Origin of the sequence: Thermovenabulum sp. (assembly GCF_049723235.1) — a bacterium.
GTDB lineage: Bacteria > Bacillota > Thermosediminibacteria > Thermosediminibacterales > Thermosediminibacteraceae > Thermovenabulum.
The window spans coordinates 1-10083 of sequence record NZ_JBNARB010000033.1 but is presented as its reverse complement, the minus strand read 5'-3'; the positions used below and the strand labels follow the sequence as shown (position 1 = coordinate 10083).

The 10083-nt window shown below is 37.1% G+C and carries 11 protein-coding genes and 1 tRNA gene; 1 reads left to right on the top strand and 11 read right to left on the bottom strand.

Annotated elements, in window-relative coordinates; genetic code table 11:
* Positions 1–104: 104 nt before the first annotated feature.
* On the bottom strand, positions 105–755 hold the full coding sequence (locus ACPLOV_RS11315) for a lactate utilization protein (protein WP_424910071.1): 651 nt from the start codon (positions 753–755) through the stop codon (positions 105–107).
* A gap of 64 nt (positions 756–819) precedes the next feature.
* Positions 820–1491, bottom strand: a complete 672-nt coding sequence (locus tag ACPLOV_RS11310; RefSeq protein ID WP_424911190.1) for a glycosyltransferase family 2 protein — start codon at positions 1489–1491, stop codon at positions 820–822.
* 69 nt (positions 1492–1560) lie between these two features.
* On the opposite strand from ACPLOV_RS11310, the gene ACPLOV_RS11305 reads away from it, so the two are divergent.
* The gene (locus ACPLOV_RS11305; RefSeq protein ID WP_424911189.1) at positions 1561–2253 is read left to right on the top strand and encodes a L,D-transpeptidase family protein; all 693 of its coding nucleotides are present in this window, start codon (positions 1561–1563) and stop codon (positions 2251–2253) included.
* Between the two features lie 2 nt (positions 2254–2255).
* Here the strand turns inward: ACPLOV_RS11305 and ACPLOV_RS11300 are convergent, their stop codons facing one another.
* The 9 genes from ACPLOV_RS11300 to ACPLOV_RS11260 form a co-directional block, all read right to left on the bottom strand.
* Positions 2256–2960 (bottom strand): ABC transporter ATP-binding protein, encoded by a 705-nt coding sequence (locus ACPLOV_RS11300; RefSeq protein WP_424909877.1) that lies wholly within the window; start codon positions 2958–2960, stop codon positions 2256–2258.
* On the bottom strand, positions 2954–3727 hold the full coding sequence (locus ACPLOV_RS11295) for an ABC transporter ATP-binding protein (RefSeq protein WP_424911188.1): 774 nt from the start codon (positions 3725–3727) through the stop codon (positions 2954–2956). Before ACPLOV_RS11295 ends, ACPLOV_RS11300 begins: the two co-directional genes overlap by 7 nt.
* Before the next feature lie 3 nt (positions 3728–3730).
* On the bottom strand, positions 3731–4600 hold the full coding sequence (locus ACPLOV_RS11290) for a branched-chain amino acid ABC transporter permease (RefSeq protein WP_424911187.1): 870 nt from the start codon (positions 4598–4600) through the stop codon (positions 3731–3733).
* Between the two features lie 12 nt (positions 4601–4612).
* Positions 4613–5485 (bottom strand): branched-chain amino acid ABC transporter permease, encoded by an 873-nt coding sequence (locus ACPLOV_RS11285; RefSeq protein WP_424909880.1) that lies wholly within the window; start codon positions 5483–5485, stop codon positions 4613–4615.
* A gap of 51 nt (positions 5486–5536) precedes the next feature.
* Positions 5537–6733, bottom strand: a complete 1197-nt coding sequence (locus tag ACPLOV_RS11280) for an ABC transporter substrate-binding protein (RefSeq protein ID WP_424909881.1) — start codon at positions 6731–6733, stop codon at positions 5537–5539.
* Positions 6734–6926: 193 nt separating this feature from the next.
* A complete protein-coding gene (locus ACPLOV_RS11275; RefSeq protein WP_424908110.1) occupies positions 6927–7943 on the bottom strand; it encodes a 1-aminocyclopropane-1-carboxylate deaminase/D-cysteine desulfhydrase in 1017 nt (338 codons plus the stop codon).
* 48 nt (positions 7944–7991) lie between these two features.
* Positions 7992–9092, bottom strand: a complete 1101-nt coding sequence (locus ACPLOV_RS11270; RefSeq protein WP_424911186.1) for a P1 family peptidase — start codon at positions 9090–9092, stop codon at positions 7992–7994.
* A gap of 85 nt (positions 9093–9177) precedes the next feature.
* On the bottom strand, positions 9178–9657 hold the full coding sequence (locus ACPLOV_RS11265; RefSeq protein WP_424908108.1) for an L-2-amino-thiazoline-4-carboxylic acid hydrolase: 480 nt from the start codon (positions 9655–9657) through the stop codon (positions 9178–9180).
* Between the two features lie 221 nt (positions 9658–9878).
* A tRNA-Leu gene (locus ACPLOV_RS11260) sits at positions 9879–9966 on the bottom strand.
* Positions 9967–10083: the final 117 nt, after the last annotated feature.

Below are 10083 nucleotides of genomic sequence, written 5' to 3'. Positions count from 1 at the left end.
CTACATTTTTTCTGCTTTTTCCTCCTTTTCGACCTAAAAATATTTTACACTATCTACATTTGAAATTTCAGCTATTAACCAAACCTGTCTGCAAACCATCCCCACTAAAAGCCCAGGTCCTCGTTTACAACCAAAACGTGAATGTCTGTCAATAACGGTTTCCTTTCCAATATAGTTGTTATGCGGCAAATGCGCTCGGGAGAATTGCAGTCCGCACAAAAGCCGGTACTGGCGCATGGAGTGGACAGATTAAGGCGTCTTGCATTGGCTGGTGCAGCATACATTTTTATCCTGTTTAAACCTTCTTCTATGCTACCGACTATTTTATTTCTACCCGCTATTATTATAATCTTTCGGGGGCCGAAAAACATGGATGCCGCGCGGTTTCCCGTACCGTCGATATTGACGAGATTACCGGTTAAAGTAAGAGCATTGGTGCTTGTCAAAAAAAGGTCACAGGTGAGCTGACGGCGTCTTATGGCCATTTTTTCTTCAGAAGAAAGGTTAGGTGCGTTATGATTTAAAAGTTCCTTCCCCATTTCCTTTAAAACTTCAGCCACATTTAGTTCCACCAGCGTCATTGAGCCCCCAAAACCTATGGTGGAGGCTTCTTTTGCTTGATTTACTATGTAATCTACAGCCTCTTTTCTTGTCGTGCAGTATACGGCGGTAAAACCGTTTTTCTTTAAAGATTCCACCGCTTTTTGGCAATTTTTCTCATAAGCCCAATTTAATATTTCCTTAGAAGAAGTCACATACAACACCTCCCGTTCATTTTAAATGGGCTCCTGTCAATTAATTTTACAATAAAAACTTAAATTAAATAATAACCTTTTGGGCAAATGCAAAAATAATATCCAAAAGCTGTTTCCCGCGGTGTAAAAAACCCTTTAAATTTCTTTCGGTTCTGTCGTGTTGCATATTGGTGATGATCTCTTTAACCCTTCCGCCCCTTTTTATTACTTCAATGGTAATCCCTACCTCCATACCGTATCCCCCGGAGAAAAATTTACAGTCCTTTAAAAACTCCCTTTTTACCGCCCTTTGCCCTGAAAGGGGAAAATGAAAATATATTCCTGTAAAAAGGAAAAGTCCAATTCGAGCAAAATTTTTAACCATCCCGAACCCGCCTTTTGTTTTTCCGGAAAATTTATTAAACCCCGCCACCGTCATGTCCGCCTCATTATTGAATATGGGAGCGATCAGTGCCAAAATATCTTCCTTTTTAAATTTAATATCCGCATCTAAGAATAATACAACTTCTCCCCGCGACTCTTTAAAGCCCTCAAAGCAGGCATAACCTTTCCCGTAATTTTTTTTCAGAGGTATAACTTTTACTCCTTCTTTTTCCGCTAATTCGCCCGTTCTGTCCCTGGAACCATCATCTACTACAATAATTTCATCTATTTCTATAATTTTTTTTAATGATCTCAATAAAAATTGAATATTCTTTTCCTCGTTGTATGCCGGGATTACCACGCTAAGCCTCATTCTTTCCACCTTCATTTTAGATGAATTTATAATTCTCCCCGTGGAAAAATATAATCGGAGGTGGATTTTTTGTACAAAAAAAATTTGCTCGCTATTATAATTATTTTTTTTGTTATTTTTTATGCTAATCCTGGGCATCTGGTTTATGGCAAGGATTTTTATACGCAAATAAAACAGCCAAAAGGTGAAGTAAGTATTTTAATATCTACTTTAGAAAGAAGATTGTACGTCCTTTTGGATGGGAAGATTTATAAATCATACATGGTAGCCGTAGGAAGCTTTGAAACACCAACTCCTATAGGTCTATTTAAAATAACAGAAAAAGCCAAATGGGGAGAAGGATTCGGTTCTCGATGGATGAGGCTTAACGTCCCCTGGGGGATTTACGGTATCCACGGTACCAATCGTCCATCCTCCATAGGGGGTTTTGCTTCTCACGGCTGCATCAGGATGCACAATAAAAACGTGGAAGAACTCTATTCAATGGTTAAAGTAGGAACAAAGGTTTATATAGTAGGTGGAATTGATGGACCTTTTACCTTTGGATTTAGAACCTTAGTGGAGGGCTCTCGAGGCTCCGATGTACGGGAAGTGCAAAAAAGGCTTCATAATTTGGGTTATTACAGCGGAAGTTTTGACGGTATTTACGGGCAGGGAACCAGAGCCTCGGTAATAGCTTTTCAAATAAAAAACGGTTTAAGGCCCACGGGAATCGTGGACGCAAAAACCTATGAAAAACTGGGAATAATGAGGTTTGAGTAAATCTATTTAACCCCAAGATATGCCTCTCTAATCTTTTGATTTTCTATTAGTTCCCTGCCTGTTCCACTTAATACTATCTTCCCCGTTTCTAAAATATAAGCTTTATGTGAAATTTGCAGAGCTTTATTGGCATTTTGCTCAGAAAGAAATATTGTGACCCCATCCATGTTTATTTTGACAAGTGAAGAAAATACTTCTTTTGTAAAAAGGGGCGAAAGTCCCAGAGATGGTTCATCCAAAAGAAGTATTCTCGGTTTTGCCATAAGACCTCTTCCGAGAGCTAACATTTGTTGTTCTCCCCCACTTAAAGTCCCTGCAAATTGCCTTTCCCTCTGTTTTAAAATAGGAAAAAGTGTATATATATATTCCATATCTTTTCTTATCTCTTCTTTATCTTTTCTCAAAAAGGCTCCTAATAAAAGGTTTTCTTTTACGGTTAAATTTGCAAACAATCGTCTTCTTTCTGGTACAAGGATTATACCCATTTCCGCCACTTTGTGGGGTAAAGGAGGTATTTCTTTATTCTGAAACATTATTTTACCGTTTTTAGGTTTTAATATTCCGGCTATGGTCATCATAAGCGTCGATTTTCCAGCACCGTTTGCACCTACAATGGATACTATTTCACCTCTGTTGACACTTAAGCTTACCCCTTTTAAAGCATGAATTTTTCCATAATATACATTTAAATCCCTTACTTCTAACATGCCTCATCCTCCTCCCCCAGATAAGCCTTTATAACCCTGGGGTCATTTTGCACCTCATCTTTTGTCCCTTCCATTAATTTGGAACCAAAATTCATAACTATAATTCTCGGACAAAGGTTCATAACCACATCCATATGGTGTTCTATTAAAATTATAGAAAGGTTATACTTGTTTTTTAGTTTATTAATTAATTCCACAAGTTCTAACGATTCTTCCGGGTTCATACCCGCTGCGGGTTCATCCAAAAGTAAAAGTTCGGGAGATAAAGCAAGTGCTCTTGCAATCTCCAGTTTTCTTTGAAAACCATAAGGGAGTCCTGAAGCCTGAAAATTTGCATACCCTGTTAATCCCACATCCTCTAAATATGAATAAGCCATTTCTTTTAATTTTTCTTCTTCTTTTTTTACCTTTGATATTCCCAAAATCGCATGAAATAGATTATAATCTGCTTTTTTATATAATACGGTTCTTACATTGTCTAAAACGCTTAACCGGTTAAACAGTCTGATATTTTGGAAGGTCCTTGCAATACCCCTGTTCACAATTTTTACAGGATTGTAATTATGAATATATTCTCCTTTAAATTTTATTGTTCCAGAATCTACTTTATAAACACCAGTTATTAGATTGAAAACCGTTGTTTTACCCGCTCCGTTTGGACCTATTAAGCCAACTATTTCACCTTTTTTGAGGTAAAAAGACAGATCAGATACGGCTCTTATTCCTCCAAAGCTTTTAGATATATTATCCAATTCAAGCAAATACATTTTTTAAACCCCTCTTTCAAAAGATTCAGGTTTACGTATTTTCCTTAGAAATTCAAAGCTAAACTCTTTATACCCCATTATACCTGATGGCCTGTAAATCATTATAAGAATAAGTATCAGTCCATAAGCCACAAGCCTCCACATGTTAGCAACCCTTAAAATTTCAGGCACCGCTATAAAAATTGAAATTGCAAAGATAGGCCCTGTTAAACTACCTATCCCGCCAGCTACTACTGCCGCAGTTAGTTGAGTAGATAATACTGATGTAAACATATCCGGTTGAATAAAATTAATGTAATGTGCAAAAAGCCCACCAGCGAGCCCCGCACATGCAGCACTGTATCCAAGGGAAAGAAGACGTACTTTTAATAAATCTATTCCTCCCATCTCTGCAGCGATTGGATCTTCTCTTACAGCAATCGCATTCCTCCCGTATTTTGACCAAATAAAATTTTTAGTCAAATAAATAATTATTATTGAAATTATGGCAGCTACCAGTAGAGTAGTGTAATGAGTAATACCGGGAAGACCACGGGCCCCTTGTGTTATTGAAAGGTTTTCCAGAATAACCCTCACCGCTTCACCAAAACCTAATGTTGCAATAGCAAAATAATCTCCCCTCAGTTTTGCCCTCAAAGTAGGGATACCAATTATTAAACTTACTAAAGCTGACATTATCATACCTGCTATAAGAGCGATAAAAAAAGGTAAATGATAAAAATAAGTAAGTATAGCTGAAGTATAAGCCCCTATCGCAATAAAAGCAGCATGTCCCAAAGAGAAAAGACCGGTAAACCCCGTAAAAACGGAAAGCCCTGCTACCGCAACTACTTCAATACAGATTACCGTTATAATTCCCAGTATATACTGCATAAAAACTCCCCCTTACACCTTTTCTTCTAAATATTTGCCCAAAAGGCCTGCCGGCATAAAAATAAGGAAAACGATCACCAATGTAAAACTGAAAACATCCCGTATTACCGATGAAATATAAACCGAAACAAAGGTCTCCAAAACTCCGAGAACTATTCCGCCTATTACCGCACCGGGTAGGCTCCCAAGGCCGCCTATAACCGCCGCAATGTACGCCTTATTTGTAATCCATCCCATTGTAGGATAGACCATGTATTTCATTCCCATAAACACACCCGCTAGTCCTGCAAAGCAACCAGCCAAAAGAAAAACTATGCTTATAAGCTTAGACATATTCACACCGTAAAGAGAAGCAGCAGTCATATCATAGGAAGCAGCCCTTATAGCAGTGCCCATTTTTGTCTTAGTCAAATAAAGGTGCAAAAGGTATATTGCTGCAAAGGAAAATATCAAAGCAAAAAAGTCCAGAGCACCAATTTCACTTCCTAAGATTTTAATTGAAGATTTTTTAAATATTTCGGGGTAGGAATAAAAATGGGATCCTATGGTAACATAGACCATATTCTCCAAAAATATAGAAACGCCCATAGCGGTTATCATTAGATAAAGGGGCTGGGCTTTCCTTTTAATAAGGGGGTCGTAAGCCAGTTTAACATTTATTAAAGCAAGGAGTGCAGCTCCTAATATTGCACCCAGAAAGGAAAAGTAAAATCCTACTTTAATATGGGAGACTAAAAAATATCCTATATATGCACCAAGCATTATTATCGTTCCATGAGCAAAGTTGCTAAAATTTAGTATAGAAAACACTAAAGAATAACCGACTGCCATAAGAGCATACACTCCACCGATAGATAACCCGGTAATTAGTGTCTGAATAAGCACATTTAAAACCTCCCCACATGTATAATTACAGGGGGCATAGCCCCCTGTAAATTAATGAGTAACATATTTTTCTACATAGATGAATTTCCCGTCTTTTACCTGCTGTATGATAGCCGGTTTATTTAAAGGATTATGGGTTGCTGGATCAATGGTAAGGTTTCCTGTAAGGACTTTTAAATCCTTTGTCTTTTCCATAGCCTCCGCTAATGCCGTACCGTCAAGGCTTCCTGCCCTCTTTATGGCATCTATAAGCATATATAGGGCATCTATTGCCATTACCGGATTTGGAAGAACCGGATCTTGATTGAATTTTTCTTTATACTCCTTAATGAAACCCTGTATATCAGGATCTTCTATAGCTGTGAGATTCACAAAATACGCACCTTCTACAGCAGAACCGCCCAAGGTTACCAAATCAGGGCTTCCCCAGTTATCGCCACCGAGGAAGGTTGCTTTTATACCTAAATCCCTTGCTTGTTTTGCCGCAAGGGCAGCTTCCTTTTGAGCAGTTGGTATAAATATTACATCGGGATTCGCCTGTTTAATTTTCCCGAGCATTGCCCTGTAGTCTAATTCTCCGCTCCTGAAAGCCTCTTTTGCAACTATCTCCCCACCAATTTCCTTAAAACTATCTTCAAAATACTTTGCAAGCCAGGAAGAATAATCAGAACCTACATCATATAATATTGCGGCTTTTTTGGCATTTAGTTTAGTATAAGCAAACTGAGCCGCAACCCTACCCTGGAATGGGTCAATAAAGCAAACCCTGAAAGCATATTTTCTTACCTGGCCCTCCTTGGGAACCGTAACAAGGGGATTGGTAGCAGTTGTAGCTATAAAAGGAATTTTGGCTTGTTCAGTTACCGATGATATAGCATTGGATACTCCGCTCTGAGCAGGCCCTATTATTGCTATTACTTTATCCTGTTCCACCAGCCTTTTAGCTGCATTTACAGCTTCTACAGCGTCAGCTCTTGTATCATAAGGAATTATCTTTATATGCTTGCCATTTACACCTCCGCTTTTGTTAATTTTTTCAACTTCCATTTCGAGGGCATTCTTTTCTGACTGCCCCCACATGGAAGCATCACCGGTAAGAGCCACTAAATGTCCTATTTTTATAAAATCCCCTTCTTTTGGCTGGTTATTTTGATTACTCGTCGAAGTATTGCTGGAACACGCTGATGTGAAAATTAATAGCAATATTATTGCTATTATTAAAATGCTGATTTTTCTTGATTTTTTCATTCTACCCCCTCCTTTTTTTATTAAAATATATTTATTAAACTTTGGCTTCCTTAACATTAATAAAGTAATATCCTTATAAATAAATTATATTCTTCTAATTATTATTAAATAATTATGTTTTCAGTTTAGCTCTTATTTTTTTTATTTATGATTTTGATTCAATAATTGTCCTAGTTATTATTGTTCAGGAAACTCAAAGCATTTTTGATATTATTTCTTCATACTGGAAAAGACCACCCAAACCCCCGGTATGTATGAATAATACTTTTGAACCCTTCGGTATATTTTTCTTCTTAATTATGTCTATAAGACCGTAGAAAGCCTTTCCGGTATAAACGGGGTCTAAATAAAATCCTTCTTTCCCAGATACGTATTTAATAAAATCAATAACTTCTTTAACAATCGTTCCATAACCTCCAAACCCATATCCGTCTATAGTTCTTTCTTCCAGCTCTTTTTTAGAAATAAGATTTTCTTTAACATCAAGCATTTTTGAAGTATTTATTATAAGATTTTCCACATCTTCCAGCAGCTCTTCCTTAGGATCGCCTACACCTATACCGAAAGTTTTTACCTGCGGTTTTAACAATTTAAATCCCATAAAAATACCAGTCTGAGTTCCACCACTGCTGGTAGAACATACTACAAAATCAAAATCCAGTTTCATATCTTCACACTGTTCAATTATTTCCACAACCGCACCCAAATAACCCAAAACGCCTATTGGATTTGAACCTCCTACGGGAATTATCATAGGTTTTTTCCCTTTTTTACTTAGTTCATCAGCAATTTCTTCCATATAACCCCGTAGTGCACTGCTTTTAGGAACATCATAAATGTGAATATCTGCATTTAGCAATTTGTTCATTAATAAGTTTCCTTTATCTTCTTCTTTACCTCTTAATACAAGCACCGCATCCATATTGAGCTTTTTAGCAGCTGCTGCCGTCTGCAGGGCATGATTTGAATGAACAGCTCCAGCAGTAATTACAGTATCACACTTTTGTTTAATAGCTTCACCCATAATGAATTCAAGCTTTCTCGTCTTGTTTCCGCCCAGTGCCAGACCGGTCAGGTCGTCCCTTTTAATATAAATTTCGACACCCAATTCCTTGCTTATATTTTCCGCATATACAATTGGTGTAGCCCCCCATAAAAATCTTACCCTTGGGAATTTTTGTAACTTCAACTTTAATTCAGAAACCTCCATAAATTATCACCTCTATATAATTTTATTTAAATATGTCGCATATGATTCTTAATCAATCAAATTCAATAATTCATCAACAGGTAGTACAGGCACTTCATGCCCATCCCTACCAATTACTTTCTCAGCTGTAAAGAGGGAATCCCATACCGCTTCTTCCACTGCTTCTACGGTAGCCTGGAAAACGACGTCAATCCTGTCGGAATGCGGTGAAAGGACATTCATTTTAACGAAATTTTCCCCGTAATGGTTAATTCTGTTAGCGGTAGAAAAGGCAACTGCAATATCACCGCTGCCGTTACCCATAAAAGATCCGGTTCTTGCAAGTCCCAATAGGCTCCTTTTTGCTATTCTTGTCAGCATTAAGGGATCTAAAGGAATATCCGTAGCGATAATAATAATGCAGGACCCATCATCTTTATCCTTAAAAATCCCATTTTTTTCTTCTTTGTCCTTCAGCCTTTGTTTCAATAACATGCCCACATTTTTACCCTTAATGGTCAGGTCTTCCATTCGGCCGTAATTTGTAAGTAAAAGAGCCCCAATCGTAAAAATATTCCCATCTATTTCTATTTGCCTTGAAGAAGTGCCTATTCCACCTTTAAAACCATGGCAGACCATACCCGTTCCTGCTCCCACGCTCCCCGTTTCAAATTCTTCGGAGGCGCTATTTAAGGCTTCTAAAACATTTTCTTTCTTTATATGTCTTCCCCTTATATCGTTCAAATACCCGTCATTGCATTCCATAACTACGGGATTAACGGTACCTGTAGTAATGCCAATATCCTCGTTAATAGAAAGCATGTATTCTATAAGGGCATCGGACGCAATACCCACCGACAAGGTATTTGTTAAAATAATCGGGGTTTCTATAGTGCCTAATTCGCGGATTTGCATTAAACCAACGGATTTGCCAAATCCATTTCCTACAAAGCAGGAGGCAGGTAATTTTTCTTTAAAAATATTTCCTTCATGGGGTAAAATAGCGGTAACCCCGGTCCTTGCAGGGCCAAAGCCCGGTTTTAATTTCCCTTCACCGAAAATTACAGTAGAGTGTCCTACCTTCACTCCTTTGACATCGGTAATCGCATTGCGACGTCCTGTAGGAAAGCTTCCAATTTTAATTCCATAATTTCTCATTCTTTTTCTCATAATACCACCTTATTATTTTTTATTAATACATATTTTTAGATATAAAAAATAATAAATCAGATTTCATAATTTCACATTATTAAATTCATATCATGTTCTTATCTGCATACTTTGTTAAAGATTCACAGCATTTATCCCCATCTAAAACATTTTTCAATGATATATACTGGATATCAGGATTATAACCCTCTCTAATGGCAGGATCCACTTCGCAATAGAGCCTTCCAATTTCCCGCCAGTTTTTTTCTATCCACACTTTTGCAAAAGCACAGAATTCTAATATTCCCCGTTTTTCTCCATTACAATATTCCGATTTTCCTTTCCAGGCGCTGCTTATAGGCATGTCATAGTATCTATCCAGATTTTCTATAGAAAGCTCCTCTTTGTTTTCCAGCGCTTTTTTTGCTATATTTTTACCCCTTTCCAGGCCAAAATTATATATAGCCTTTTTTATAGTGTTTTTTGCATCTTCCCCGTAGTCTTCAATCATAGCTTTTGTAAGGTGATAATATAAAAGAGCCATTAACTCTGCCATTATTTCTACAGCATTATTATTTTCCTTCACGGCTTCAGCCTCCTTATTTACATTTGTTTACTAAAAATATTCTTTTTGATAATCTAAAATCCTTTTTTAAGAATAAATTTTACGCTCTAAAATTGATTATTCTATTATTGCAGCAACCTTATTATGTAATGTTCCTTTTAAAATCAAAAACTAACTATAATTCAATGAAGTATATAAAAAAATAAACGGTTTCCAAAATTTCCTGGAAACCGCATTTTTCATGGTGCCGAAGGCGGGATTCGAACCCGCACGAGCCTTGCGCTCACTACACCCTGAATGTAGCGCGTCTGCCAATTCCACCACTTCGGCAAAATTCTTTTGCATCAATTATATTAACACATTTATTCTCATAATGCAATAACCTTCTTAAAAGAGCTTTTTGCTTTGTACCATTTTTTTAATTTTTATCATGAATTTATTCCAATA